Annotated in this window: 26 protein-coding genes; 17 read left to right on the top strand and 9 right to left on the bottom strand. The window is 62.2% G+C overall.

Features of this window, described 5'->3' with window-relative positions:
* Positions 1 to 12: 12 nt before the first annotated feature.
* The 4 genes from AC3CB8_RS07995 to AC3CB8_RS07980 all read right to left on the bottom strand — a co-directional run bounded on the left by AC3CB8_RS07995 (position 13) and on the right by AC3CB8_RS07980 (position 3,409).
* Positions 13 to 1,527, bottom strand: coding sequence for a type II and III secretion system protein family protein (locus tag AC3CB8_RS07995; protein ID WP_352563216.1), 1,515 nt, complete (start codon positions 1,525 to 1,527; stop codon positions 13 to 15).
* Entirely contained in the window at positions 1,524 to 2,333 is an 810-nt protein-coding gene (cpaB, locus tag AC3CB8_RS07990) for a Flp pilus assembly protein CpaB (protein WP_352563217.1), read from the bottom strand. Before cpaB ends, AC3CB8_RS07995 begins: the two co-directional genes overlap by 4 nt.
* A 210-nt stretch (positions 2,334 to 2,543) precedes the next feature.
* Positions 2,544 to 3,062 carry an A24 family peptidase gene (locus tag AC3CB8_RS07985; protein ID WP_023773026.1) on the bottom strand — a complete coding sequence of 173 codons (519 nt, stop codon included), beginning with the start codon at positions 3,060 to 3,062 and terminating at the stop codon, positions 2,544 to 2,546.
* A gap of 170 nt (positions 3,063 to 3,232) precedes the next feature.
* Complete coding sequence (locus tag AC3CB8_RS07980; RefSeq protein WP_023773027.1) at positions 3,233 to 3,409, bottom strand: Flp family type IVb pilin; 177 nt, start codon at positions 3,407 to 3,409, stop codon at positions 3,233 to 3,235.
* Positions 3,410 to 3,767: 358 nt separating this feature from the next.
* Between AC3CB8_RS07980 and AC3CB8_RS07975 the strand changes: the two genes are divergently transcribed.
* The 3 genes from AC3CB8_RS07975 to AC3CB8_RS07965 all read left to right on the top strand — a co-directional run bounded on the left by AC3CB8_RS07975 (position 3,768) and on the right by AC3CB8_RS07965 (position 5,575).
* Positions 3,768 to 4,190 carry a pilus assembly protein N-terminal domain-containing protein gene (locus AC3CB8_RS07975; RefSeq protein WP_023773028.1) on the top strand — a complete coding sequence of 141 codons (423 nt, stop codon included), beginning with the start codon at positions 3,768 to 3,770 and terminating at the stop codon, positions 4,188 to 4,190.
* 139 nt (positions 4,191 to 4,329) lie between these two features.
* Positions 4,330 to 4,911 (top strand): TadE/TadG family type IV pilus assembly protein, encoded by a 582-nt coding sequence (locus AC3CB8_RS07970; RefSeq protein ID WP_023773029.1) that lies wholly within the window; start codon positions 4,330 to 4,332, stop codon positions 4,909 to 4,911.
* A gap of 40 nt (positions 4,912 to 4,951) precedes the next feature.
* Positions 4,952 to 5,575: a TadE/TadG family type IV pilus assembly protein gene (locus tag AC3CB8_RS07965; protein ID WP_352563315.1), complete on the top strand. Its 624-nt coding sequence runs from the start codon at positions 4,952 to 4,954 to the stop codon at positions 5,573 to 5,575.
* A 6-nt stretch (positions 5,576 to 5,581) separates the two neighbouring features.
* Here AC3CB8_RS07965 and AC3CB8_RS07960 read toward each other — a convergent pair whose 3' ends face one another.
* The gene (locus AC3CB8_RS07960) at positions 5,582 to 6,502 is read right to left on the bottom strand and encodes a phosphate/phosphite/phosphonate ABC transporter substrate-binding protein (RefSeq protein ID WP_488377277.1); all 921 of its coding nucleotides are present in this window, start codon (positions 6,500 to 6,502) and stop codon (positions 5,582 to 5,584) included.
* Positions 6,503 to 6,653: 151 nt separating this feature from the next.
* Between AC3CB8_RS07960 and AC3CB8_RS07955 the strand changes: the two genes are divergently transcribed.
* The 9 genes from AC3CB8_RS07955 to AC3CB8_RS07915 all read left to right on the top strand — a co-directional run bounded on the left by AC3CB8_RS07955 (position 6,654) and on the right by AC3CB8_RS07915 (position 16,229).
* On the top strand, positions 6,654 to 7,895 hold the full coding sequence (locus AC3CB8_RS07955; RefSeq protein ID WP_352563220.1) for a phosphopentomutase: 1,242 nt from the start codon (positions 6,654 to 6,656) through the stop codon (positions 7,893 to 7,895).
* Positions 7,888 to 8,778: a bifunctional DNA-formamidopyrimidine glycosylase/DNA-(apurinic or apyrimidinic site) lyase gene (gene mutM / locus AC3CB8_RS07950; protein WP_352549920.1), complete on the top strand. Its 891-nt coding sequence runs from the start codon at positions 7,888 to 7,890 to the stop codon at positions 8,776 to 8,778. Before AC3CB8_RS07955 ends, mutM begins: the two co-directional genes overlap by 8 nt.
* 33 nt (positions 8,779 to 8,811) lie before the next feature.
* Positions 8,812 to 9,585, top strand: coding sequence for an enoyl-CoA hydratase (locus AC3CB8_RS07945; protein ID WP_352563221.1), 774 nt, complete (start codon positions 8,812 to 8,814; stop codon positions 9,583 to 9,585).
* Between the two features lie 179 nt (positions 9,586 to 9,764).
* Complete coding sequence (gene rpsT / locus AC3CB8_RS07940) at positions 9,765 to 10,031, top strand: 30S ribosomal protein S20 (RefSeq protein ID WP_015319343.1); 267 nt, start codon at positions 9,765 to 9,767, stop codon at positions 10,029 to 10,031.
* Between the two features lie 856 nt (positions 10,032 to 10,887).
* Positions 10,888 to 12,432 (top strand): chromosomal replication initiator protein DnaA, encoded by a 1,545-nt coding sequence (gene dnaA / locus AC3CB8_RS07935; protein ID WP_031241021.1) that lies wholly within the window; start codon positions 10,888 to 10,890, stop codon positions 12,430 to 12,432.
* Between the two features lie 200 nt (positions 12,433 to 12,632).
* The gene (gene dnaN / locus AC3CB8_RS07930; protein ID WP_015313988.1) at positions 12,633 to 13,751 is read left to right on the top strand and encodes a DNA polymerase III subunit beta; all 1,119 of its coding nucleotides are present in this window, start codon (positions 12,633 to 12,635) and stop codon (positions 13,749 to 13,751) included.
* 66 nt (positions 13,752 to 13,817) lie between these two features.
* A complete protein-coding gene (recF, locus tag AC3CB8_RS07925; protein ID WP_352563222.1) occupies positions 13,818 to 14,957 on the top strand; it encodes a DNA replication/repair protein RecF in 1,140 nt (379 codons plus the stop codon).
* Positions 14,958 to 14,988: 31 nt separating this feature from the next.
* Positions 14,989 to 15,741 carry a molybdopterin-synthase adenylyltransferase MoeB gene (locus tag AC3CB8_RS07920; RefSeq protein ID WP_352563223.1) on the top strand — a complete coding sequence of 251 codons (753 nt, stop codon included), beginning with the start codon at positions 14,989 to 14,991 and terminating at the stop codon, positions 15,739 to 15,741.
* Positions 15,742 to 15,767: 26 nt separating this feature from the next.
* The gene (locus AC3CB8_RS07915) at positions 15,768 to 16,229 is read left to right on the top strand and encodes a GNAT family N-acetyltransferase (RefSeq protein ID WP_352563316.1); all 462 of its coding nucleotides are present in this window, start codon (positions 15,768 to 15,770) and stop codon (positions 16,227 to 16,229) included.
* A gap of 35 nt (positions 16,230 to 16,264) precedes the next feature.
* On the opposite strand, the gene AC3CB8_RS07910 is transcribed toward AC3CB8_RS07915, so the two are convergent.
* Positions 16,265 to 17,266: a 2-hydroxyacid dehydrogenase gene (locus tag AC3CB8_RS07910; RefSeq protein ID WP_023773040.1), complete on the bottom strand. Its 1,002-nt coding sequence runs from the start codon at positions 17,264 to 17,266 to the stop codon at positions 16,265 to 16,267.
* A 148-nt stretch (positions 17,267 to 17,414) separates the two neighbouring features.
* Between AC3CB8_RS07910 and AC3CB8_RS07905 the strand changes: the two genes are divergently transcribed.
* Positions 17,415 to 17,975, top strand: a complete 561-nt coding sequence (locus tag AC3CB8_RS07905) for an SH3 domain-containing protein (protein WP_488377276.1) — start codon at positions 17,415 to 17,417, stop codon at positions 17,973 to 17,975.
* Here AC3CB8_RS07905 and AC3CB8_RS07900 read toward each other — a convergent pair.
* Entirely contained in the window at positions 17,965 to 18,345 is a 381-nt protein-coding gene (locus tag AC3CB8_RS07900; protein ID WP_023783435.1) for a DUF4260 domain-containing protein, read from the bottom strand. The genes AC3CB8_RS07905 and AC3CB8_RS07900 overlap by 11 nt on opposite strands.
* Before the next feature lie 46 nt (positions 18,346 to 18,391).
* Positions 18,392 to 18,823: an iron response transcriptional regulator IrrA gene (irrA, locus tag AC3CB8_RS07895; RefSeq protein WP_352563224.1), complete on the bottom strand. Its 432-nt coding sequence runs from the start codon at positions 18,821 to 18,823 to the stop codon at positions 18,392 to 18,394.
* A 242-nt stretch (positions 18,824 to 19,065) separates the two neighbouring features.
* Between irrA and fabA the strand changes: the two genes are divergently transcribed.
* The 4 genes from fabA to AC3CB8_RS07875 all read left to right on the top strand — a co-directional run bounded on the left by fabA (position 19,066) and on the right by AC3CB8_RS07875 (position 23,373).
* Positions 19,066 to 19,584 carry a 3-hydroxyacyl-[acyl-carrier-protein] dehydratase FabA gene (gene fabA / locus AC3CB8_RS07890; RefSeq protein WP_127276870.1) on the top strand — a complete coding sequence of 173 codons (519 nt, stop codon included), beginning with the start codon at positions 19,066 to 19,068 and terminating at the stop codon, positions 19,582 to 19,584.
* A gap of 49 nt (positions 19,585 to 19,633) precedes the next feature.
* Complete coding sequence (gene fabB, locus AC3CB8_RS07885; RefSeq protein ID WP_023773045.1) at positions 19,634 to 20,854, top strand: beta-ketoacyl-ACP synthase I; 1,221 nt, start codon at positions 19,634 to 19,636, stop codon at positions 20,852 to 20,854.
* A gap of 31 nt (positions 20,855 to 20,885) precedes the next feature.
* Positions 20,886 to 21,698, top strand: a complete 813-nt coding sequence (fabI, locus tag AC3CB8_RS07880; RefSeq protein WP_023773046.1) for an enoyl-ACP reductase FabI — start codon at positions 20,886 to 20,888, stop codon at positions 21,696 to 21,698.
* 130 nt (positions 21,699 to 21,828) lie between these two features.
* Positions 21,829 to 23,373: a putative bifunctional diguanylate cyclase/phosphodiesterase gene (locus AC3CB8_RS07875; RefSeq protein WP_352563225.1), complete on the top strand. Its 1,545-nt coding sequence runs from the start codon at positions 21,829 to 21,831 to the stop codon at positions 23,371 to 23,373.
* Between the two features lie 117 nt (positions 23,374 to 23,490).
* Here AC3CB8_RS07875 and AC3CB8_RS07870 read toward each other — a convergent pair whose 3' ends face one another.
* A complete protein-coding gene (locus tag AC3CB8_RS07870) occupies positions 23,491 to 24,501 on the bottom strand; it encodes a class I SAM-dependent methyltransferase (RefSeq protein WP_352563226.1) in 1,011 nt (336 codons plus the stop codon).
* Positions 24,502 to 24,549 lie beyond the last annotated feature (48 nt).

The raw sequence follows: 24,549 nt of genomic DNA, 5'->3' as shown, positions 1-24,549 counted from the left end.
CCGCTTTCCCGTTCACTTGTAGATGAAGCCGACAACGCCGTGATAGCGGCCGTTGGGCCTGTCGGTCCGCATGGTGCCGTAGACGCGATTGACCTTGCCCAGGAACATGGCGGCACCATCACTGGCAGCGTTGAAATTGTCGTCCGGCTTGGCGAGTTCATTGCGCGCCACCGGCTTCACCAGATAGGGCGTGATGATGATGACGAGCTCGGTTTCGTTGCGCACGAAGTCCCTGCTGCGGAAAAGCGCGCCGAGCACTGGAATCTTCGTCAGCCCAGGCAAGCCGTTGACGGCTTGCCTTACATCGTCGCGAACCAGGCCGGCGATCATCATGGACCCACCCGAGGGCAATTCGACGGTCGTATCGGCAAGACGCTTGCGCAGTGATAGGGCATTCATGCCGATACTCTGATTGTCCGTGGATGCCGACACGGACCCCTCGGTCGTCGGCTCGGAAACAGAAGTCCTGACTTTCAGGCTGATCCGGCCGGGCGATAGAACCACCGGTTGAAATTCCAATCCGATTCCGTATTCGATCTTATCGACGGAATAGTTTTTCAAGCCCGTCTGGTTGTCTTGCGATACATTCGCGGAGACGCCGGTCACCATGTTGTATTCGCCACCAACCTTGAAGGTCGCCTTCTCACCAGATACGGCGGTCAAGGTCGGTTCGGCCAATGTCTTCATGACTCCCGACTGCTCCATGGCGTTTATATATGCCTGGAGCGCGGAGGAGCCGATGCTCAAACCCGCGTTCGAGAGCGGCTTGCCGAGACCCGTGAAAGGGTCACTGAGCGCGCCATAGCTGATGCCGTTGCTGCCGCCACTGCCGACCATGTTAACGCCGAGCTGCTTCATCACGGAGCGGCTGACTTCGGCCACCGTCACCTTCAGCGTGACCTGGTCGTCACCAATGATCTGCAGCAGGTTGACGATCTTGCTGGTGCGGCGCTCCTGGTCCGGGTTGTTGATGTCGACGCCGCTCTGGGCCGAGCCGCCGGCGGCGGTCTGCGAATACTGTCCCGTCGTCGCCTCACCGCCCGAGACGAAGATCGTCGCTAGGTCGACCGCTCGTTTCGCATCCAGCGGCGTGTCGACAGTGCCGGTCAGGATGACGTTGTCGTTAAGCAGTTCCACCTTCACGGTCGAGGTCGGAAGGAAGCGCTTGATATAGTCCTCCAGGCCGGCGACGTCACGCTCGATGGCAAGGTCGAGGCTGGCGATCTGTTCGCCGTTCGGTCCAAAGACGAAGATGTTGGTTTCGCCGACCGACTTGCCAAATAGATAGATACGCCTTGCGGTGCGGGTCACAGCGTCGGCAACGGAGGGGTTGGCGACAAGAATGTCATAAGCATCGCTCGGCAGGTCTATGACCACCGACTTGTTGAGGCCAAGCTTGACGCGCTGGGTGGCTGTCGTGGCCGACACCTGCGTGCTCTTCGCCTCGACGCCCCGCACATTCGCTCCGACGAGCAGCAGGCCGAATGCCATGGCTACGATTGCCGGCAGTTTAGCGCTTAGCCTCATTTCCTTGCCCCTACCTCGGAGACTTCGCCCGACTTGATCAGCCTCACCGTTCCCCTGCGACCATTGCCGGAAACGAGATAGTCGGCCTCGTCCACATTCTTTTCCTGGGTGTCCGTGATCGCCCGCAACGCCAGCGTCAGGCGATCCGCCATCTGTTGGGCGACTGTGATGATCTCGGCCTGTTTGGGCGTCAGCTCCAGCGTGGCGGTCTGGCCTACCCTGGTCTTCTTTCCTTCCTCGTCTTCCTGGATGGTCTGATCGATTGCCAGGACGCGAATATTCTTCAGGATGGTTTCGGTGCTGAAGCCTGCCCCGGTGTTGGCATCGGCCCTGCGGGTCATGATGACATCGACGAAATCGTTTGGAAGAATGAAGCCGCCGGCCGAGGTGTCGGCCGATATGGTCGTGGCGACCGCCCGCATGCCGGAAGGCAGGATGGACGACATGAAGCTTTGCCCCTCGCCGATCAACTTGGAGCGCCGGACGGGCTCGCCCGCATACATCGGCACACGGGCAATCGACCCTTTCAGCTTCTCCAGGGCGTCGGGAGCGGTGGCCTTGGTGATGAAATTCGGGTTGATGCCGTCAGCGGGCCAGGATTGCCAGGCGATGCTGTTCTGGAGCGCGTTGCCCATCGCGACATCGCCCGAAAGCACGAGCACGTCCTGCAGGGATACCGCCGGGGCTAGGGGGCCAGAATCGACTACGATCTGAGGCGGTGGAGCGACCATGTTTTTCGCGACATAACCAGCACCGCCCGCCGCGGCCACCGCCACGCTCAGAATAATCAATCGGGATGCTGGCATCTGTCCGAACCCTCGCCATTGGCAAACCACCTAGCCAAGCCGGACTTTGCAGCGGCAATCGTCAAAACAAGGTTAATGCAATGCTTACGATCGTGATTAATTTAACGTTTACATAAATTGGATGGATCGCGCCGACATGCGCGGAAATGCTGGGCCGCCGCTCCGCAAGGCGGCTTGTAAGGACTGCCAGCCGACGAAAATTTGATAAATTCAGTTCGCCAGCCTTGCCAGCGCCCATACCATCAAGGGGGAATCCGGAAAGGTCAGCAGTCCGCCCAGGCCGAGCGCGATCCCGTAGGGAACACCGGCCGACTCTTCGGCGAAATGACGCAGGAATGGATTGCGGCCGGTGAAAACCGCCAGCGTCGACTTCCGGTAAAGCAGGATCGCGATTGTCAGAAGGCCGCCGATGAATGTCGAGACGACTAGATATTCAACGAGATGCACGTTGAGCCCCATCCACACGGCCGTGGCGGCCAGCAGTTTGGCGTCGCCGCCGCCCATGCCACCCAAGGCGAACAGGCCGAACGTCACGGCTAGGACGATGGCGCCAGCCGAGAAATGTCCGCCATAGGCTGCCCAGTCCATGCCCGTCAGCGGCGCCACCAGCGCGAAGACGACGACAAGCAATACTGGCACGCGATTGGCGATCGTCATCGACAGCATATCGGAGATCGCTGCAAACAGCATGCAGAAGGGGAAGACGACGAAAATCAGGGCTTCAAGCATCGGCGCTGTGCCTATTGTCCGGGTCAACGGGGTTTTAGTCTAGGCATGTTCCGTTAATGATTTATGAGGCCAAGAGCGAAGAGCGGACCGCCACTGACGGCAGGACAGAACAAGGGCCGCCACATGGCGGCCCTTGTTCAGAAGATCTAAGCGATCAGCAATACGGCAGATCAGGTGCCGGTGGTATTCAGGGTCGTTCCGATAGCAGCGAACTTGGCATTGATAGCATTGCCGAGCGCACCGGCGCCGGTGATGATGGCGAGCGCGATGAGAGCGGCGATCAGACCATATTCGATGGCGGTCGCGCCGGATTCGTCCTTCACGAAACGTGCGATGAGATTAGACATTCGAGAGCTCCTACTCCACGTGTTACAGCACTTCCGTCAACTTCTGTGATGGTTGATCGGATGCTGCAAATCTAGGGAGAAGCTCTTTCGATCGGCTTAATAAACAGCCTTACCGATTCCTTTCCCCGCTAGAACATCTTCCGTGGTTAACTCCACACTAAGCGTTGACTAATGTTCTGTTTTGCGGCTCGACGCCGCAAACGGCAAGGGCTTGGGCAGGCTTGCGACGCGTGCACGAGTTTGGTGATGCGCTCGGCCATGCCGACCGCCACATCCGGGCGCAACAAGTCAACTTAACCGTTGGTTCACCAATCTCGTTCATGTTCCGTTGAACAGTCCGCCTGCGTGGAGCGCCTTGATGGCCGTGCCGAGATCGTCGATTCTGATTGCCGTGCTCCTTGCCGCCGCCAGCTTGACCGCGCCCGCCAGGGCCGGCGCCGGGATCGAGGTCACCATGAACCAGGCCAAGATCGTGAAATTGTCGCGCCCCGCCGATACGATCGTCGTGGGCAACCCGGCAATCGCCGACGCCTCCGTCCAGGATGCCTCGACGATCGTGCTCACCGGGAAGGGTTTCGGTGTCACCAATCTCGTCGTTCTTGACCCAGAGGGCAGCCCGATCGTCGACGCACAGGTCACCGTGGTCCGCCAGGCGGCCACGTCGGTTCGCATTTACCGGCGCGCGGAGGTCCAGACCATGTCGTGCACGCCCTATTGCGAAAGCTCCTACAAGAGTGACGCGGAGAAATCGTCCGAAGCCGAGATGAGCGTCACCAAATAAGCCGTGCGGGGGCCACGCCAGCGCCCAGGTTACTGCCTGGTTAAAATGCCTGCGCCGAGTTTAACGATCATTCAAACCGGACCTCAATTGGTTTGCACTAATACACCTGTCAGCACCGTCAGGATGGCAGGAACATCGCATGAGCAAGGAATTCGGCTCGACAGATCAACGCAAGATCGAGCGCGCCAGGCCTTTCCACCGCTTCGTGCGCGACCGGCGCGGCGCCACGGCGCTGGAGTTCGCGCTGCTTGCAATGCCGTTCGCGCTTCTCGTCTTCGCCATCCTCGAAAGCTGCATCTCATTTGCCAGCCAGGAGGTGATGGCCAACATTACCGACGATGTCGCGCGCCGGCTGCGCACCGGCCAGTTGAGGGCCGCCGACGTCGCCGGAGACAATTTGAAGAACATGATCTGCGGCAAGCTGGAAATCATCGTCTCGCAGGATTGCCCCAATCAGTTGAGCGTCGATCTTCGCCAATACACAGCATTCGCGGACGCGGCACAGGCCGGCTTCAGGATCCAGGGCGGTAACATCCAGCTGACGAATAGCGGCGCCGATGTGCCCTTTGCCGTCACGGCGGGTGCGGCGGAGTCAAAGAACATGCTGCGGGTCTTCTACAAATGGCCCATCATGACCAACCTGATGGCGCAGTCGATGGGCGGCAACAAAACCCTGCATTTCGCTTCGGTGACCTGGCAGAATGAGCCGTTCGACAATTGAGACCATCAGCGAAGCAACAACTTAAAAAAGGGCAGTGAATATGATGCGTGCGGGGGCACATCAGGGAATTGCTGGGCTCTGGGGCAAATCAATCCAGTTCTGGTCCAATCGTCGTGGCGTCGCGGCGGTCGAGTTCGCGCTTATCGCGCCTGTCCTGCTGGTCATGTATTTCATGACCATGGAGGCTTCGCAGGCCATCGAGACGAGCAAGAAGGTCAGCCGTATCGGCAGCATGGTCGCCGATCTCGTCACACAACAGCCGACCATCGCCAAAGTGGACCTCGATGCCATCATGAAGATCGGCACCTTGACCCTTCAACCCTATAGCCGCTCCGTGCCGGACATCACCATCACGGCCATACAGGTCACCACGGATCCCACACCGAAGGTGCTGGTGGTGTGGTCGCGCAAGGCGATCAACGGTGTGAATGGCGTCGGAGCGACCGCCGGCACCGCAACCACGGTTCCGGCAAGCCTCAGGGTCCCCGGGACGTTCCTCGTCCGCGTGGAAAGCAATCTGGGCTATTTGCCGATTATCAACTGGCAGCCGGACACCACTCAGAAGCTTGGATTGACCCCATCTCTCACTACGAAGATCCCGATGGGCGAAACCTATTTTCTGCGTCCCCGCAGAAGCGTCACGATCCCTTGCAGCGACTGCTGAAGGACTTTATTGCCGGCCATCCACCGACACCATCCGCACGATTGCCTCCGCCGCCGAATAGTCCTTCGGAACCACGGGCATGAAGCCGCCGGCATGCTTCGGCTCCAGAAGATCGTAGACATCCGGCGTCGTCGATTTGAGATTGGTGAGGAACACCGTCAGCCGACGCTTGGCTTCCGGATCGAGGTCGCCGCGCACCGCATGGGGACCGTATCTCAGCAGACCCGACGTCCACACGACCTGAAGAGCCGACGCCGAAAGGCCTGATGATTCGAGCCTTGCCTGGGTGCCCCCGGGCGGTCGCGGCTGACCGTCGGCCGCTGCCTTCACCCAACCGAACATGGCGTCGGCCTCGCCGTCGACAAGCATGGTTTCAGCCGCCGATGGCGACGGGGCATGGACAAGGAATGGTGCGCCCTCGGCGATCCTGACGTGTTCGGCGGCCAAGCCCGCCAGCGGCAAAAGCGAACCGCCGACGCTGTCCGGCGGCGGCATGGCGATCCGGCGGGTCTCCATGTCAGCCAAGCCGGGCAATTTGCCGTCCCTGGTCAGCAGTACCGAGCGAATGCCGGCCGCACCGTCTAAATCGACCGGAGCCACGAGCGGCTCAATGCATTCGCAGCGTTGCAGCGCCGTGGCGTAGGCGATCGCCGAATAGATGGCGTATTCGATCCGCGCATTGGCCTGTGCCTCGATCAGTGCCGCGTAATCGCGGGCAACGACGAATTCCACCTTCATGCCGAGCGCATCGGTAAAGGCTTGCGTCAGCACGGCCAGCCCCGGAACGGTATTGCCGGCGCCGGGTTCGGCGACGATACCGATGCGAAATGTGCCGATATCGTCGCGCCAGTCCGCCCACGCCGGTCCACCGCAGAACGCACCGTTCACAGCCATGAGGGCAGTCCATGTCTTGAGCGCACCCTTCATGACGGGACCGCCTTGCCTCTTGTTTCGTCCATGGGCGCCCAACTGGTCGCGACACCTGATCTTTGTGCCTGTATTGCCGTTTGGTTTCCGAATTGCCAAGGCCGCCGCGGAACCCTATGTCTTGAGGTCCACACTGGCAACAAATGACCCGATGGCGCGTGCATTCCTCTTTGTCCTTGATTCCTTCGGCATCGGCGGCGCGGCCGACGCAGAACGCTATGGCGACGCCGGTGCAAACACGCTGGCGCACATCGCCGAAGCTTGCGCGGAAGGGCGCGCCGATCGCGAAGGGCTTCGTCAGGGACCACTGTTCGTCCCCCATATGGCATCGCTGGGACTTGGCAAGGCGGCCGAGACGGCGACAGGACTGGGTTTTACCCATTTCGGGACGGACCTGCTCGCCAATGCCTTCCATGGCGCGGCGCAGGAGATTTCGAGCGGCAAGGACACGCCTTCCGGCCACTGGGAGATCGCAGGCCTGCCAGTGCGCTTCGACTGGGGTTATTTCCCGGATACGGTTCCCGCCTTTCCGGCCGATCTGACCGAGGCGATCATCCGCGAGGGCAAGGTTTCAGGCATCCTCGGCAATTGCCATGCGCCAGGCACCGAGATCATCGAGCGGTTCGGCGAGGAACATATCCGCACGGGCAAGCCGATCTGCTACACGTCGGTCGATTCCGTCCTGCAGATCGCCGCTCATGAGGCCCATTTCGGCCTGGAGCGGCTCTATGAGTTGTGCCAGGTGGTGCGCCGGCTGGTTGACCCGCTGAGGATCGGACGGGTGATCGCGCGCCCCTTCGTCGGTGAAACATCAGCCACCTTCGAACGAACCTACAACCGCCACGACTACGCCGTGCCGCCGCCCGAACCGACATTGCTCGACCGGCTGACGGCGCGCGGCAGCCGCGTCATCGCCGTTGGCAAGATCGGCGACATCTTCGCCCATCGCGGGGTTTCACAAGTGCGCAAGGCGGCAGGCAACATGGCCATGTTCGACCAGGCGCTGGGCGCCATGGACGAGGCCGGCGACGGTGACCTCGTGTTCGCCAATTTCGTCGATTTCGACACCGAATTCGGCCATCGCCGCGATGTCGCCGGTTATGCCGCCGCACTCGAGGCCTTCGACCGGCGTCTGCCGGAGGCATTTGCGAAGCTGAAGCCGGGCGACCTTCTCATCCTGACCGCCGACCACGGCAACGATCCGACCTGGCGCGGCACCGATCATACGCGCGAACGCATTCCGGTCATCGGCACTGGACCCGGCCTCAAAGGCGGCGACATAGGGCTGAGGGCGACATTCGCCGATATCGGCGAGACGGTTGCCGAACATCTGCGGCTGGCGCGCGGCCGTAACGGCACGTCCTTCCACGCCACCATTGGCGGCCATGCCTGAATTGCCCGAAGTCGAGACGGTCCGGCGCGGCCTGCAGCCGGTCCTGGAAGGTGCCCATCTGGCCAGGGTCGAGATGAGACGGCCCGATCTGCGCTTCCCCTTTCCCGAACGGTTCTCGGAGCGGCTGACGGGCAGGACGGTCACGGCGCTTGGCCGGCGCGCCAAATATCTGACCATGCATATGCAGGGCGGTCCGGTTCTGATCTGCCACCTCGGCATGTCGGGCTCCTTTCGCATCGAGACCGGCGACGACGACGAGACACCGGGCGTGTTCCATCATGAGCGTTCGAAGAGCGCGGCGCACGATCATGTCGTGTTCCATGTCGTTTCCGCGGCCGGCGCGCGCTCCCGGGTGATCTTCAACGACCCGCGCCGCTTCGGTTTCATGCTGTTTGCGGAAGAGCCGCCGGAGACGCATCCGATGCTGGACGGACTGGGTGTCGAGCCCACCGGCAATGCGCTGGACGGCGTTCTGCTTGCCTCGCTGCTGAAAGGCCGCAGAGCGCCGCTCAAGGCAGCGCTTCTCGACCAGAGGCTGATCGCCGGCTTAGGAAATATATACGTCTCGGAGGCGCTCTGGCGCGCAGGCCTGTCACCCCTGCGCGAGGCAGGCACCATCGCCAAGCCAGGCAAGAAGGCCAGGGAACAAAGCGAATGCCTCGCCGAGGCAATCCGTTCGGTCATCGCGGACGCCATCGCTGCCGGCGGGTCTTCACTGCGGGACTACATGCACACCGATGGGTCGCTGGGCTATTTCCAGCATTCCTTCGCCGTCTACGACCGCGAGGGTGAGCCTTGCCCCAAGCCCGGCTGCAGCGGCCAGGTCGAACGTATCGTGCAGAGCGGACGCTCGACCTTCTATTGCCGGACCTGTCAGAGGTAAGCTAGACCGCCGTCGAGCAAGGAGAAGCAGCCCATGGACCATGAAACGATCATCATCGAGACGCGTGGCAAGGTCGGGCTGATCACGCTGAACCGGCCAAAGGCGCTCAATGCCTTGAATTCTCAGATCCTTGCTGAACTCGTCTCGGCCGTGAGCGGTTTCTGCGCCGATCCTGGCATCGGCGCCATGGTTGTTACCGGTTCCGACAAGGCCTTCGCCGCCGGTGCCGACATCAAGGAAATGCAGGCGATCTCCTACGCGGATGCCTACAGCCAGGACTTCTTCGCTGGCTGGGAAGAGTTCACGCGGGCACGAAAGCCGATCATCGCGGCGGTGGCCGGCTATGCCCTGGGAGGCGGCTGCGAACTCGCCATGATGTGCGACTTCATCATTGCCGCCGATACAGCCAAATTCGGCCAGCCCGAGATCACGCTCGGTGTCATTCCCGGCATGGGCGGGTCGCAACGCCTGACCCGGTTCGTCGGCAAATCGAAAGCAATGGACATGTGCCTGACCGGACGGATGATGGATGCCGCCGAGGCCGAACGTTCGGGCCTGGTGTCGCGGGTCGTTCCGGCCGCCGAACTGGTCGAAGAGGCCGTCAAGGCGGCGGCCAAAATCGCGGATTTCTCGCTCCCATCGGTGATGATGGCCAAGGAAGCGGTGAACCGCGCGTATGAGACGACGCTTGCCGAAGGATTGCGATTCGAACGCCGCCTGTTCCACTCGCTTTTCGCGCTCGAAGACCAGAAGGAAGGGATGGCGGCGTTCGCCGAAAAACGGAAGCCGAATTTCACCAACCGGTAGGGCGTGGCGGGCCAGCGTCCGAAACCCGTGGCATCGGCAAAAAGAACGCCAGTCGGCGTTGACGCGCCGGAAAAGCTGAACTATAAGCCGCACCAACCGAGGCGGCCCCGTGGCTGCCCGTTTGTTTTTTGCGCCCTGCGGCACGCCGCGTGCGCCGACCAGATCAGAAGAGAGGCATCATGGCCAACACATCCTCGGCCAAAAAGGCAACGCGCAAGATCGCCCGCCGCGCAGCGATCAACAAAAACCGCCGCTCGCGCGTCCGCACCTACGTCCGCCAGGTCGAGGAGGCACTCGCCTCCGGCGACAAGGCGGCCGCGCAGGCCGCCTTCAAGGCAGCCGAGCCGGAATTGATGCGCGCCGCGACCAAGGGCGTGATGCACAAGAACACAGCGTCTCGCAAGGTGTCGCGCCTCGCCCAGCGCCTCAAGGTGCTGTCGGCCTGATATCGACTTTTCAGGAGATCTTCTTCGAACCCGGCCGATCGCGCCGGGTTTTTTCGTTTGCCGGCAAGTACTTAAAAAGAATAACCGCAGACAGCCCCAAGTTCAGGTTCCCGAGTTCGAAATGGTTTGCCGGCACATACATGCCCGCTGATGATCGGCGCGCTTCAAAAGCGCCGACCGAGAAAACTCCGCCCCGCACAAATAGCTGTTTGTTCGCAAGCAGTTAGCGACAGTCATCCACAGCTTGTCCACAGCGCGCCGAAGGGTCAGGAGGACAACTGGCTGTCAAGTGAATTATTTCAGAAAATTTCGCGCCGGCCCGGCTTTTTCATATTCGTCGGAAAAGGGTTTGAATCCCAATGGCTTTGTCAAAATATGCCGCCGCGGCATGGCGCTCCAACCCGGCCGAGGTAACCAGATTCCTTAAAAATCCGTTAGACGTGGCCTTGCCCTATCCACAGCGATTTCGGTAATGTCGATCTATCGAACGGGGTGGGCCTCTGGCCCTTAACCCAGCCTTACGCGGCCAGCTTAAATTGGCGGGATTTGCGACGTGGATCAAGTCCGCGAACGGGTATGGTTTGCTCTTTTTCGATACGGTAGGGGACTGGCGTAACTAGACACATGGCAGGTAGGACGGCGCGCCGGCGCTCTTTCGCCGGACGGTGTTGTATTGCCCTGACATACCCAACGCGGACTGGCTTCCATGGGCCGGCACCGGTTCCCGCCGGATAGTGGGCGACGCTCATTGCCGGCGGCGGCAATGGGCATCGTAGCGAAGACACGGTCGCCGGAAAAGGATGCAGGAGGCGCATCCCCAGCGAAAAACAGGTACAGAAAGGCAAGGAACTCGATCATGCAGAGCGGCATCGAAAGGGAGCTTACGGGCGACCTCCCATTTCCTGGAACTTTGATCGGAGCAAACGAGATGGCGGTCTCCAGCGACGCGGAGCAGAAGTTCGACCGGGTCAAGGCCCAGTTGAAGGCGCGCCTGGGAACCGAAGTCTATTCCAGCTGGTTTGGACGCATGAAGGTCGCGGAAGCGTCCAAGGGCATTGTCCGCATCTCCGTGCCCACCGCCTTCCTGCGCTCGTGGATCAACGGCCACTATCATGATCTCATTTCAGAGCTGTGGAAGCACGAGGATCCCGAGCTTCTCAAGATCGAAATCGTCGTGCGCACCGCAACCCGTCAGGGGCGGGGCCAGCCCGAACCGGAATTGGCGCCGGCCCGCAAGATGACGCGGCAGACGCAGACGGCGCTGGCCGCCGGCACCGTCAGTCCAGGTAGGGTGGAGCGGTCTCCGATGCCGCGTCCGGGCGTGCCGGTCGAGAGCGAGTTCCGCCACAATGTTCTGGGATCACCGCTTGATCCGCGTTACACGTTCGGCTCCTTCATCGAGGGACCGTCGAACCGGGTCGCCTTCGCCGCCGCCAAGGCCGTGGCGGAATCGCAGTCGAGCGCGGTACGCTTCAATCCGCTTTTCCTGCATGCCACCGTCGGGCTCGGCAAGACGCACCTGCTGCAGGCCATCGCGGCGGAATCGCTGAAGCAGAACCCGAAGTCACGCGTGGTCTACCTCACCGCGGAGTATTTCATGTGGCGCTTCGCCACGGCGATCCGCGACAACAACGCACTGACGCTCAAGGAGCAGTTGCGCGACATCGATCTCTTGATCATCGACGACATGCAATTCCTGCAGGGCAAATCGATCCAGCATGAATTCTGTCATCTGATCAACATGCTGCTCGACAGCGCCAAGCAGGTCGTCGTTGCCGCCGACCGTCCACCGTCGGAGCTGGAATCCCTCGAACCGCGGGTCCGTTCGCGTCTCAATGGCGGCGTCGCCCTCGAAATGTCGGCGCCCGATTTCGCCATGCGGCTCGGCATGCTCAAACTGCGTCTGGCCACGGCCAGGATCGACGATGCATCGCTGGGCATTTCCGAAGAGATCCTCAACCACGTTGCCCGGACCGTGACCGGCAGCGGACGTGAACTGGAGGGCGCCTTCAACCAGCTCCTGTTTCGCCAGTCGTTCGAGCCGCAGATCACCATCGATCGCATCGACGAGATCCTCGGCCACATCTATCGCACGGGCGAGCCGAAGCGGGTCCGCATCGAGGACATCCAGCGCATCGTGGCGCGCCACTACAACGTCTCGAAGACGGAATTGCTGTCCAATCGGCGCACGCGCACCATCGTCAAGCCGCGACAGGTCGCCATGTATCTGTCGAAGGTGATGACGCCGCGCTCGCTGCCGGAAATCGGAAGGCGCTTCGGTGGCCGCGATCACACGACGGTGCTGCACGCCGTGCGCAAGATCGAGGACCTTTCCGGCAATGACAACACGCTGGCGCAGGAACTGGAATTGCTGAGAAGGCTGATCAACGACCAGGCCTGACCGGTCAGAAACCGGCCGCTTGCGGGGTTGGCCAGCTTTATCCCCAGAAAGCCCGCGCAACCGGCCCGAACCGGTGGCGCGGGCTTGCGTTCACTGGCTTTTTCCTGTCAGTTTGCGTAGATTCTGAAGCCTGTTCAGAGCTTTCGCGGGGCGCCGGCAGCCGGAGACCCGTTCATTCATTCAAGCGAGCCTGTTTCGTCATGCGTGTTATTCTGGAACGATCAAATCTCCTGAAGTCGCTCAACCACGTGCACCGCGTGGTCGAACGGCGCAACACCATACCGATCCTGTCGAACGTGTTGCTCAGCGCGGACGGCGCCAGCCTCGAAATGAAGGCCACCGACCTCGACCTGGAGGTGACGGAAGCGACGCCCGCCAAGGTCGAGCGCGGCGGGGCGACGACGGTCCCCGCGCACCTGCTCTATGACATCGTGCGAAAGCTCTCGGACGGTGCCGAGGTAATGCTGAAGACGGACGAGGACGGCAACGCCATGACGGTGACGTCGGGCCGCTCGAGCTTCCGCCTGCAGTGCCTGCCGCAATCCGACTTTCCCGAGCTTTCGGCCGGATCCTTCTCGCACATCTTCCGCCTCGATGCGGTGGCGCTGAAGGGTCTGATCGAGAAGACGCAGTTCGCCATCTCCACCGAGGAGACGCGCTACTATCTTAACGGCATCTACCTGCACACGCATGAGGTCGGCGGCAAGCTGAAGCTGCGCTCGGTGGCAACCGACGGCCATCGCCTGGCGCGCGCCGAGATTGACGCGCCGGCTGGCTCCGAGGGCATGCCGGGCATCATCATTCCGCGCAAAACAGTGAGCGAGCTGCAGAAACTGGTCGACGATCCGGATGTCGCCGTGACCACCGAGTTGTCCGACACCAAAATCCGCTTCACCATCGGCAGCGTCGTCCTCACCTCGAAGCTGATCGACGGCACCTTCCCGGACTATCAGCGGGTCATTCCGACCGGCAACGACAAGAAGCTGATCCTCGACCGCCAAAGCTTCGCCGCCGCGGTCGACCGGGTCTCGACCATCTCTTCCGAACGCGGCCGGGCGGTGAAGCTCTCGATCAGCGAAGGCCAGGTGACGCTTGCGGTCAACAATCCGGATTCAGGCAGCGCCACGGAAGAACTGGCGGCCGACTATTCAGCCGACCCGATCGAGATCGGCTTCAACGCCAAATACCTGCTCGATGTCGCCGCGCAATTGACCGGCACGGAGGCCAAATTCATGTTGGCCGATGCCGGTTCGCCGACGCTGATCCACGACATGGCCGACGAGACCGCGCTTTACGTGCTGATGCCGATGCGGGTATAGCCGGCGCGGCGTCGCTGGCAATACGACTAGGCCTTGGTTGCGGCGACTTCTAAAGGCGGATAGCGGTTGCCGGCACAAACCCACATAAGTAAGCTCACGCTTACCAATTTTCGCAACTATGCGACCCTTGCGATAGATGTCGCGCCGGGCGCCGTGGTCTTTTCCGGCGACAATGGTGCCGGCAAGACCAATCTCCTCGAAGCGATCTCCTTTTTGACACCGGGACGCGGCTTGCGCCGCGCAGCCTACGGGGATGTGGCCCGTGAGGGTGGCGATGGCGGTTTTGCCCTGCATGCACGGCTCGACGGACCTGAAGGCGAGGTCGAGATCGGCACAGGCATTTCCGGAGGCGACACCGCGGAGAGCGGCAGGCGGGTGCGTATAAATGGAGCCGCGGCGCGGGCCGAGGACATGCTGGAATGGCTGCGGGTGGTGTGGCTGACGCCGGCGATGGATTCGCTGTTCACCGGGCCGGCAGCGGATCGCCGGCGCTTTCTCGACCGGCTGGTTCTGGCGATCGATCCCGGCCATGGCCAGCGCGCACTCGATTACGAGAAGGCGATGCGAGGCCGTAACCGCTTGCTGACGGAAGCCTCGCGGGATGCCAGCTGGTTCGAGGCGATAGAGACGCAGATGGCCGAGACCGGCGTCGCGATAGCGGCCGCGCGCGCCGAGTTGGTGCGCCTGCTGGTGGCCATGATCGACCGGCTGCCCGACACCGGACCGTTTCCGCAGGCCGATATCGGCCTTTCGGGTGAGTTGGAGGCCGAGATTGCCGGTGCACCGGCGGTCGATGTCGAGGAGCGGTTCCGACGGGCGCTTGCCGATGGCCGCGACCGGGACCGCGCCGCCGGACGCACCCTCGAGGGTCCGCACCGCTCGGACCTCATGGTCCGGCACCGGCCCAAGGCAACGCCGGCCGAACTCTGTTCGACCGGCGAACAGAAGGCGTTGCTGATCGGTATCGTGCTGTCGCATGCCCGGCTGACCGGCGAAATGTCCGGCCTGACGCCGATCCTGCTGCTCGACGAGATCGCGGCGCATCTCGATGGCGGCCGGCGCGCGGCATTGTTCTCGATCCTGGAAGACCTGAACTGCCAGGCTTTCATGACGGGCACCGATGCGGCGCTGTTTTCCAGCCTGCATGGCCGCGCGCAGTTCCTGACGGTCGACCATGGCACGGTTGGGCCAACCGAAGACCCCTGACAAGGTTTTTCGACCGCTATATGGTCCTGATATGAGTACCGCGCTCACCGCCGACGAGATCGAACGCTATGCCCGCCACATCGTGCTGCCCGAGGTCGGCGGCGCTGGCCAGCAGAAGCTCAAGCAGGCTCGGGTGCTGGTGATCGGCGCTGGCGGGCTCGGGGCGCCGGTGCTTGAATATCTCGCCGCGGCCGGTGTCGGCACGCTCGGCATTGTCGACGACGACACTGTTTCGCTCTCCAACCTACAACGGCAGGTCATTCACGGCACCGATATGGTCGGCATGCTGAAAACCCAGAGTGCAGGGGCTGCGATCGCCCGCATCAATCCCAACACATCGGTCGAAACGCACACGTTTCGACTCACCGCGGAAAACGCCCCTGCCCTCGTCGCCAAGTACGATATCGTCGTCGACGGGTCCGACAATTTCGAGACGCGTTACGTGGTTGCCGATGCCTGCGCCAGCGAAGGGAAGCCGCTGGTGCATGCGGCCGTCGGACGTTTCGATGGCTCGGTCACCGTGTTGAAGCCGTTCGAGGACGGCAGGGACGGCAAGCCGAACCCGAGCTATCGGGATCTGTTTCCCGAAGCCCCGCCGCCGGGCCTGGTGCCGTCCTGTGCGGAGGCCGGAGTGCTCGGCGCGCTGACCGGGGTCGTCGGCACGCTGCAGGCGATGGAGGCGATCAAGCTGATCACCGGCATAGGCGAGCCGCTGATTGGCCGGCTGCTGCTTTACGATGCGCTCGCCGCCCGCTTCGAGACGATCCGCTACAAGAGACGCTGATCTTGGAACAGCCCCCTGTTTCAATCATGCAAATCCCCGCCGATTTCGGCCGCTGGGGTGATGTGCTTGCCTTGATCATGCATGCTTTCGCCCTCATGGACGGCATCATCGACCCGCCATCGTCGGCTCACCTGCTCACAGTCGAAGCACTGCGCGCCAAGGCCCTGCGGGAGACAGGCTTTGTGGCGCTCGACGGCGACAGGATCGTGGGCTGCGTTTTTGCTCTTGAAAGGGTCGAGGGTCTTTATGTCGGCAAGCTCGCCGTCGCCCCGGACCGCCAGGGGCAAGGCATTGGCCGGCGGCTGATGCAAGCGGCCGAAGATCTGGCCCGCAGCCGCGGCAAGGCCGACATCGAACTGGAGACGAGGATCGAGCTGACTGCAAATCATGCCGCCTTTGCCCGGCTCGGCTTTTACGAAACCGAACGGACGGCGCATCAGGGCTATGACAGGCCGACGTCCATCACCATGCGCAAGACCATTTCGTAAGCTTCGGTTTATGAGAGCCAGCGCCTGGAAGGTTTTCAGGTCCTGAGCGGCAGCACGCGGTCCGGCGGGCGATGGCCATCGACGAAGGCGCGGATATTGATGATGACCTTCTCGCCCATGTCGATGCGGCCCTCGAGCGTGGCCGAGCCCATATGCGGCAGAAGCACGACCTTGTTCCTGGCGGCGAGCTTCAAGAGCTTGCCGTTCAGGGCCGGTTCGTGCTCGTAAACGTCCAGGCCGGCGCCGGCGATCTTGCCGTCCTGGATCAGTTTGACCAGCGCTTCTTCGTCGATGATGTCGCCGCGGGCAGTGTTGACGATATAGGCGGTGGGCTGCAGCAACGCCAGCCGCCGCGCCGACAGAAGATGAAAGGTGGCGGGTGTCGAGGGACAATTGACCGAGATGATGTCCATGCGGGCCAGCATCTGGTCGAGACTCTCCCAATAGGTCGCCTCCAGCCCATCCTCGACCGCCGGCAGCACACGATGCCGGTTGTGATAGTGAATGGACAGGCCGAAAGCCTTGGCTCGCCTGGCAACGGCGGTGCCGATGCGGCCCATGCCGACAATGCCGAGCCGCTTGCCCCAGATGCGCCGGCCAAGCATCCAGGTCGGCGACCAGCCGGCCCATTTCTTGTCGCCCGTGAGCACATTGGCGCCTTCCGCCAGCCGGCGCGGCACCGCCAGCATCAGCGCCATGGTCATGTCGGCGGTATCTTCGGTGAGTACGTTGGGCGTGTTGGTGACGGTGATGCCCCTCTTGGCCGCCGCCGCCACATCGATCTTGTCGACGCCGTTGCCGAAGTTGGCGATCAGCTTGAGATTGTCGCCGGCCTGGGCAATCAGTGCGGCGTCGATCTGGTCGGTCACGGTCGGCACCAGCACGTCGGCTTCCTTGACCGCTGCGACCAGTTCCGGCTGCGTCATCGGCCTGTCCTCGACATTCAGCCTCGCGTCGAACAGCTCGCGCATGCGGGTCTCGACCGGGTCGGGCAGCTTTCGCGTGATGACCACGAGAGGCTTCTTTTTGCCTACCATTGTTTCCCTCGTTGAGACCTCTTTAACCAAGACAGGCGAAACTGAAAGCCGGTCGCGGTAGCCGATTTACCCATGTAACAAGCGGTGCCGCCGAAGACAAAGAAAAAGGGGTGCCGCAGCCATCGGGCCGGTGCCGAAAGGAACGAAAGTGTCTGGTTTCGCGTCGCTTCGCCTGGCCCTCAGCGCAGCATTTCTCGGCGCTCTTCTCTATACTCCGCTTGCCGACGCGCAAAGCGCGGCCGCTCCCGCCCAGGGCGCCATCACGCTCGGACCGAGCGGCCTGCCGCTGCCGCAATTCGTGAGCCTGAAATCCGGCCGCGTTAACTCGCGTGTCGGTCCCGGCGCCAACTATTCGGTCGACTGGATGTATATGAAGGCTGGCCTGCCCATGGAAATCATCCAGGAGTTCGATACGTGGCGGCGCGTGCGCGACGCCGACGGCTCGGAAGGATGGATCAACCAGTCGCTGCTTTCGGGCCGGCGTACCGCAATCGTCGCTCCCTGGCAGCGCGGCAAGGGCGGCCAGATCAACCTTCTCAAGAGCCCCGAAAAGGATGCCAGGGTGGTGGCGATCGTAGAACCCGGCGTCATGGGCACGATCAAAGCCTGCGACGGCCAGTGGTGCGAGATGACGTTCGACGGCCACACCGGCTGGCTCGCCCAGTCGGTCGTCTGGGGCGCTTATCCGGGCGAGCGGGTCAAGGACTGAACGTCTCGCTTTTGCGCCCGATACGGCCGAGATGGGTATCCTGAAATCCTGTTGACAGCTTCAAGCCGTAGCCCAGCGCGCGGTCGATCGCGATATGGGCAATCCAGATCAGTGCTAGGGCGCTGCCGACCGCACTACCGGCGAGGTGCCCGGCAAGCAACAGGAGCACCGGCACGATCAGAATGTGCAAGGCGTTGTAGGCAATGGCGCCGACGCGCGAGCCGCCGAGATAACCCAGCATCGACAGGTCCGGCGCCAGGATGAGCAACGCGAAGAGCCACCAGGAAGCGCCTGTCGCGCCATAGAAGACGATTGCGGCGGCCGCCGCGACGGCCCATTCGAGCCGGACTGTCCAATCGAGAGATTTCATCTCAGACCGATTATCCGGGCCGGACCGATTGTTCCGCCCTTGCCGATCATTCCCGACGCTTGGGACGCAGCCTCACCACGATATCGACATTGGCGATCTCCATGCCTTCGGGCGGCTCCGGCAGGTTGGTGACGGTTACCGGGCCGTTGGCGATGTCGAAAATCCTGTTTTCGCCTTCGATGTAGAAATGGTGGTGGTCGGAGGTGTTGGTGTCGAAGTAGGTCTTGGAACCCTCGACGGCGAGAATGCGCAGCAGTCCCGCCTGGGTAAACTGGTGAAGCGCGTTGTAGACGGTGGCCAGCGATACCGGCACGTCGGCGGCCTGCGCCTCCTCATGTAGTTCCTCAGCCGACAAATGGCGGTCGCCCTTGGCGAAAAGCAGGTCGGCCAGCGCAATGCGCTGACGGGTCGGCCTCAGGCCGGCTTCACGTACCCGCTTGTCCACAGCGACGTTTTCCTTCCGGCAGCCCCGGTCCATCTGGTCTTCCAAGCTCGCAGTCCCGCTTCAAGACACGCCCAGAATGGCAAAAAAATGAATATCTGCCGGAACCGGACCCCTGTTGACATATATTCTGTCGCCCGAATGCGATCAATAGCGCGCATTGACCCGGGCAGACTGGCGGGTTAAGCGCAAACGCCGGTTTCCGGCCAGAAACAGATTGTGTTAGGACACCAACGACAAGGGCGCGCTACCGCCCGGACGATATGGGGACGAAATTCATGGCGGGTTCGAAATCCAGCTACGACTACGAAGAATTGCTGGCCTGCGCTCGCGGCGAGCTGTTCGGAGAGGGCAATGCCCAGTTGCCCTACCCGCCAATGCTGATGTTCGACCGTATCACCGAGGTCAGCGAGACCGGCGGCGCCTTCGACAAGGGTTTCATTCGCGCGGAATTCGATATCAAGCCCGACCTGTGGTTCTTTGCCTGCCATTTCATCGGCAATCCGATCATGCCGGGCTGTCTCGGCCTTGACGCGCTGTGGCAATTAACCGGCTTCTATCTGGGCTGGCTTGGCGAACCCGGCAAGGGAATGGCGCTGTCAACCGGAGAGGTCAAGTTCAAGGGCATGGTCACGCCATCGGTCAAGAAGGTCGAGTATGGCGTTGATTTCAAGCGTGTGATGCGCGGCCGGCTGGTGCTCGGCATCGCCGATGGCTGGATGAAGGCGGATGGCGAGCCCATATATGCGGCGACGGACCTGAAGGTGGGTCTGTCCAAGCAGTCGGCGGTCGCTTGACCGCAGCCCTGGCCCGCCCATTGGCCAGCATCCCTGGAAGGAGTTGCGAATGAGACGTGTCGTAGTCACAGGCCTCGGCATCGTGTCGTCGATCGGCAACAATGCCAACGAGGTGCAGACCTCGCTGCATGACGCCAGATCCGGCATCAGCTTTTCCGATTCCTTTGCCGAACATGGCTTCCGGTGCCAGGTCTGGGGCGCGCCGACGCTCGACCCCTCGGCGATGATCGATCGCCGCGCGATGCGATTCCTGAGCCAGGGCGCGGCCTGGAATCACGTCGCCATGGACCAGGCGATCGCGGATGCCGGCCTCGACGAGAGCGACATCACCAACGAGCGCACCGGCATCGTCATGGGTTCGGGCGGTCCCTCCACCCGTACCATCGTCGAGGCGGCCGAAACCACGCTCAAGAACGGCAGCCCCAAACGCATCGGTCCCTTCGCGGTGCCGAAGGCGATGTCGTCGACGGCCTCGGCAACCTTGGCCACATGGTTCAAGATCCATGGCGTCAACTATTCGATATCCTCGGCCTGCTCGACCTCGGCGCATTGCATCGGCAATGGCTACGAGCTGATCCAGTGGGGCAAGCAGGACATGGTCTTTGCCGGCGGCCACGAGGATCTCGACTGGACGATGTCGGACCTGTTCGACGCCATGGGCGCCATGTCGTCGAAGTTCAACGACAGGGCCCCGACCGCATCGCGCGCCTACGACGCCAATCGCGACGGCTTCGTCATAGCCGGCGGCGCCGGCGTCCTGGTGCTGGAAGAACTGGAGCACGCCAAGGCGCGCGGCGCCAAGATCTACGCGGAGATCGTCGGCTACGGCGCCACTTCGGACGGTTTCGACATGGTTGCGCCCTCGGGCGAAGGCGCGGTCCGCTGCATGCGCCAGGCGCTGGCGACGGTTTCCACGCCGGTCGACTATATCAACACCCACGGCACCTCGACGCCGGTCGGCGATTCCAAGGAAATGGGAGCGATCCGTGAAGTGTTTGGCGAGAAGATGCCGTTCATCACGTCGACGAAGTCGCTGACCGGCCATTCTCTGGGCGCGGCGGGCGTGCAGGAATCCATCTATTCGATCTTGATGATGCAAGGCGGCTTCATCGGCGAAAGCGCCCACATCGAGACGCTCGATCCGGAATTCGAGGGCATGCCGATCGTACGCAAGCGCATCGACAACGCAGGGATCGACACCGTTCTGTCGAACTCCTTCGGTTTCGGCGGCACCAACGCGACGCTCGTTTTCCAGCGCTACTCCGCATAAGGCCAAGTTTTTCATATAAGGATTGCCGGCCATGGACGGATTGATGATGGGCAAGCGCGGGCTTGTCATGGGTGTTGCCAACGATCATTCGATCGCCTGGGGCATTGCCAGGAAATTGTCCGAACAGGGGGCGGAACTGGCCTTCACCTACCAGGGCGAGGCTTTTGGCCGCCGGGTCAAGCCGCTCGCCGACAAGCTCGGCGCTTCGCTGGTCGTTCCCTGCGACGTCGAGGACAGCGCTTCGGTCGCCGCCACGTTCGAGACGCTTGGCAAGGCGTGGGGTGGACTGGACTTCGTCGTCCATGCCATCGGCTTTTCCGACAAGAACGAGTTGAAAGGCCTCTATGCCGATACCAGCCGGGACAATTTCGTCCGCACCATGGTGATCTCCTGCTATTCCTTCACCGAGGTGGCGCGCAATGCCGCGCCCTTGATGACTGCCGGCGGCTCGATGATCACGCTGACCTATGCCGGCTCGGTCCGCGTCATGCCGAACTATAATGTCATGGGCGTCGCCAAGGCTGGCCTGGAGGCCAGCGTGCGCTACCTCGCCAACGACTACGGTCCGCGCGGCATCCGGGTCAACGGCATCTCGGCCGGTCCGGTGCGTACACTGGCCGGCGCCGGCATTTCGGACGCCCGCCACATGTTCTCCTACCAGCAACGGAACTCGCCGCTGCGCCGGACCGTGACGATCGACGAGGTCGGCGGCTCCGCGCTCTATCTCCTGTCCGACCTTGCTTCCGGCGTCACAGGCGAAATCCACTATGTCGATTCCGGCTACCATATCGTGTCGATGCCGACGCTCGACGAGTTGAAGCAGACGGATGGCGGGCGCGACTAACGAGCGGCCCCGGTCACGCGGGTCTTTTGGCAGTAAAGAAAATAATCCTCTCCAGTAAAATTGGATTCATTCGCGGAAACTCATTTTAAGGAGGTTTCCGCTATAAAGCTTCCCATCTGGGGACCTTTTCATGCCTGCCGCCAGCAACCCGAAGCGAACACCCGTGTTCCGACTGCTCACGATAGCGAGTTCGGGCATTGGCAGTTTCGTCCTCGGACTCTGGGGCTTGAAGCACGGTCTCGGCGACGGATTTGCCGGCATATCGGCTGATATGATGGTGTCGGTCATGGCCGCGCTTTGTGCGCTGGCCGCATCGGTGGCGGCAATGTCCTTCTTTGCTGGTGTCGATGAATCGGCGAATTTCGTCTTCAACGAAACCCATTTCGACAAGCTGACCGGACTGCTGGCCCGCCCGGCGATGGTCGGCAAGATCGCCGAGGCGGCATGCGCTACAAGCCGCACCGGGGAACCGATGTTCCTGATCGACATCGACATCGACCGCTTCAAGCAGATCAACGACGCGATCGGCTACACCCAGGGTGACGAACTGATCCGCGCCTTCACCAAGCGGCTGCACGACTGCGTGCCGCCGCGCGCGCTGATCGGGCGGATCGGCACCGGCGAGTTCGCGGTGCTGCTTCCCGATCATCAGATCCAGGGGACCCTGGAAAGCATGATCGAGAGGCTCATCGACGAGATGATGGAGCCGTATGAACTCAGCACCCACCAGCAATCGGTGAGCCTGTCGGTGGGCATCGTGGCGATGCCCAAGGATGGGATCGATCCGGTCCTCATCCTGCGCCGTTCCAACCTGGCGCTGCAGAATGCGCGCGCCAGCGGGGTTGGCAACTGGTCGGTCTTCAACAGCGAGATGGGGCGGGTGGCCGACCATCGCCAATGGGTCGAGTCCGAACTGCACAATGCATTCGAGCGCGGCGATTTCGACCTGCATTATCAGCCGCAGCTCGACCTTCCGACCGGCCGCATCGTCGGCTACGAGGCGTTGATCCGGTGGCAGCATCCCGAACGCGGCATGATCCCTCCGATGGAGTTTATCCAGATCGCCGAGGAGACCGGCATGATCAATCCGATCGGCGAATGGGTGCTGCGCAAGGCCTGTAGCGATGCCCGCCATCTGCCGGACGACTGTTTCGTCGCCGTCAACATCTCGCCGGTCCAGTTCATGACCAAGGATTTCGTCGGCCTTGTGCGCGACACGATGCGGAGCACCGGCATCAAGCCGTCACGGCTGGAACTGGAAGTCACCGAGACGGCGATGATGCAAGACCGCGACCGCGCGGCCGCCATCCTGAAAGAACTCGCCGAGATTGGGATCTCGGTCGCCGTCGATGATTTCGGCACCGGCTATTCCAACCTCAGCTATCTGATCGACTTCTCGTTCGGCAAGCTGAAGATCGACCGCTCCTTCGTTAGCCGCATCGATACCGATGCGAGCTCCGGCGCGGTCGTATCGACCATTGTCGGGCTTTCACGGGCGCTAGGCGTCAGCATCATTGCCGAGGGCGTCGAGACCGAGAACCAGGCGACACTGCTGCGGGCAGCCGGTTGCGAAGTGGTGCAGGGCTATCTGTTCGGCCGGCCGGCGCCGCTCAAATTCAGCGCTGGTGACAGGCACGCCACCGACGAGGTCCGGCGCGTCGCCAATCTACACTGACCTACAGCATGTCGCGGCGAATAGGATTCGCCCGACCACCTGTAAGCTTCTCATCTTATGCATGTCGTCGTCCCGGAACCGAGGACATTTCGGGCGACATGCATTAAACGGATCACGTCAGCGCCGTGCGACAAACACCTTGAACATGCCGTCGCGGGCAAGCTCGGCGTGGCTGGCAAAGGCGGCCGACAGCATCGGCTCGTAGGGAAGCTGGCGGTTGGCGACCAAGAACAGGCGTCCACCGGGCTTCAGGGCCTTGGCCGCGGCGCGGATCATGCCGACGCCGATCTCGGGCTCGGCCGCACGGCTGCGGTGGAAGGGCGGGTTCATTGCGATGACGTCGTAGCGGCGCTCGACAGGCTCGGCCAGCAGATCCGTCCAGAAGAAGCCCTGCGCCACGGTGTTGGCAAGGTTGGCCCTGGCGGCCTCCAGCGCATCGAAATCGGCTTCGTAAAGATCCGGGGCCGATAAGCCCGGGCAGCGGGCAGCCATCTCGGCCGCCACGTAGCCCCAGCCGGCGCAGAAATCAGCCGCGGTGCCACGCAAATCACCGGGCAGATTGTCGACCAGCAGTTTCGATCCGGCATCGACGCGATCGAAGGAGAACATGCCGGGTGCGGTGCGGAAGCGGTCCTCAACGAGCAAGGCGGGATTGGCGGCGCGAAGCGTGGCGGCGGCTTGCACATCAACCGGACGACGCAGCCAGAAGGCAACACCATGATATTTTGGCATGTAGCCATCAAGCAGCACAAGATCGCCGACGCGCTTGCGCAGGCTTGCGATGCCATCCTCCTTGCCACCGGCAACGACGATCAATCCGCCCTCCGCCACCCGCTCGAGAGCCTCGGCGATGCGCAGTTCGTTCTCGCCGCGATGGCGGCCGGCGAGCACCAGAACTACATCAAAACCTTCACCGGTCGATTGCGGCGTGACTGTGAAGCCAGCCGCCTGCAACGCGCGGAAATACGGGCGAAAGCCCTGCACGAGATGCAGCGTAGCCTCGAAACCCGGTGGCAAGCGCAGGCCGGGTTCGGCGCCAAGGAAGAGAATGCGCTCGTCCCTGCCCGGCGGAGAAAGAGCCTCGGCCTCGAACGGATGAAAAAGCGTCTTCAACGCTTCAGAGGACATAGCCGTGCTCCATAAATAAAAGCGGGCGCGACATAAGCCGCGCCCGCT

It is taken from the genome of Mesorhizobium sp. P160927 (assembly GCF_057766385.1).
The sequence above is the reverse complement of the archived record's forward strand: the minus strand, read 5'-3'. Positions and strand labels throughout refer to the sequence as shown.

Coding starts and splice junctions, on each gene's coding strand:
- AC3CB8_RS07995 (WP_352563216.1), bottom strand. CDS start 1,527: ATGAGGCTAAGCGCTAAACTGCCGGCAATCGTAGCCATGGCATTCGGC.
- cpaB (WP_352563217.1), bottom strand. CDS start 2,333: ATGCCAGCATCCCGATTGATTATTCTGAGCGTGGCGGTGGCCGCGGCG.
- AC3CB8_RS07985 (WP_023773026.1), bottom strand. CDS start 3,062: ATGCTTGAAGCCCTGATTTTCGTCGTCTTCCCCTTCTGCATGCTGTTT.
- AC3CB8_RS07980 (WP_023773027.1), bottom strand. CDS start 3,409: ATGTCTAATCTCATCGCACGTTTCGTGAAGGACGAATCCGGCGCGACC.
- AC3CB8_RS07975 (WP_023773028.1), top strand. CDS start 3,768: ATGGCCGTGCCGAGATCGTCGATTCTGATTGCCGTGCTCCTTGCCGCC.
- AC3CB8_RS07970 (WP_023773029.1), top strand. CDS start 4,330: ATGAGCAAGGAATTCGGCTCGACAGATCAACGCAAGATCGAGCGCGCC.
- AC3CB8_RS07965 (WP_352563315.1), top strand. CDS start 4,952: ATGATGCGTGCGGGGGCACATCAGGGAATTGCTGGGCTCTGGGGCAAA.
- AC3CB8_RS07960 (WP_488377277.1), bottom strand. CDS start 6,502: ATGAAGGGTGCGCTCAAGACATGGACTGCCCTCATGGCTGTGAACGGT.
- AC3CB8_RS07955 (WP_352563220.1), top strand. CDS start 6,654: ATGGCGCGTGCATTCCTCTTTGTCCTTGATTCCTTCGGCATCGGCGGC.
- mutM (WP_352549920.1), top strand. CDS start 7,888: ATGCCTGAATTGCCCGAAGTCGAGACGGTCCGGCGCGGCCTGCAGCCG.
- AC3CB8_RS07945 (WP_352563221.1), top strand. CDS start 8,812: ATGGACCATGAAACGATCATCATCGAGACGCGTGGCAAGGTCGGGCTG.
- rpsT (WP_015319343.1), top strand. CDS start 9,765: ATGGCCAACACATCCTCGGCCAAAAAGGCAACGCGCAAGATCGCCCGC.
- dnaA (WP_031241021.1), top strand. CDS start 10,888: ATGCAGAGCGGCATCGAAAGGGAGCTTACGGGCGACCTCCCATTTCCT.
- dnaN (WP_015313988.1), top strand. CDS start 12,633: ATGCGTGTTATTCTGGAACGATCAAATCTCCTGAAGTCGCTCAACCAC.
- AC3CB8_RS07920 (WP_352563223.1), top strand. CDS start 14,989: ATGAGTACCGCGCTCACCGCCGACGAGATCGAACGCTATGCCCGCCAC.
- AC3CB8_RS07915 (WP_352563316.1), top strand. CDS start 15,768: ATGCAAATCCCCGCCGATTTCGGCCGCTGGGGTGATGTGCTTGCCTTG.
- AC3CB8_RS07910 (WP_023773040.1), bottom strand. CDS start 17,266: ATGGTAGGCAAAAAGAAGCCTCTCGTGGTCATCACGCGAAAGCTGCCC.
- AC3CB8_RS07900 (WP_023783435.1), bottom strand. CDS start 18,345: ATGAAATCTCTCGATTGGACAGTCCGGCTCGAATGGGCCGTCGCGGCG.
- irrA (WP_352563224.1), bottom strand. CDS start 18,823: ATGGACCGGGGCTGCCGGAAGGAAAACGTCGCTGTGGACAAGCGGGTA.
- fabA (WP_127276870.1), top strand. CDS start 19,066: ATGGCGGGTTCGAAATCCAGCTACGACTACGAAGAATTGCTGGCCTGC.
- fabB (WP_023773045.1), top strand. CDS start 19,634: ATGAGACGTGTCGTAGTCACAGGCCTCGGCATCGTGTCGTCGATCGGC.
- fabI (WP_023773046.1), top strand. CDS start 20,886: ATGGACGGATTGATGATGGGCAAGCGCGGGCTTGTCATGGGTGTTGCC.
- AC3CB8_RS07875 (WP_352563225.1), top strand. CDS start 21,829: ATGCCTGCCGCCAGCAACCCGAAGCGAACACCCGTGTTCCGACTGCTC.
- AC3CB8_RS07870 (WP_352563226.1), bottom strand. CDS start 24,501: ATGTCCTCTGAAGCGTTGAAGACGCTTTTTCATCCGTTCGAGGCCGAG.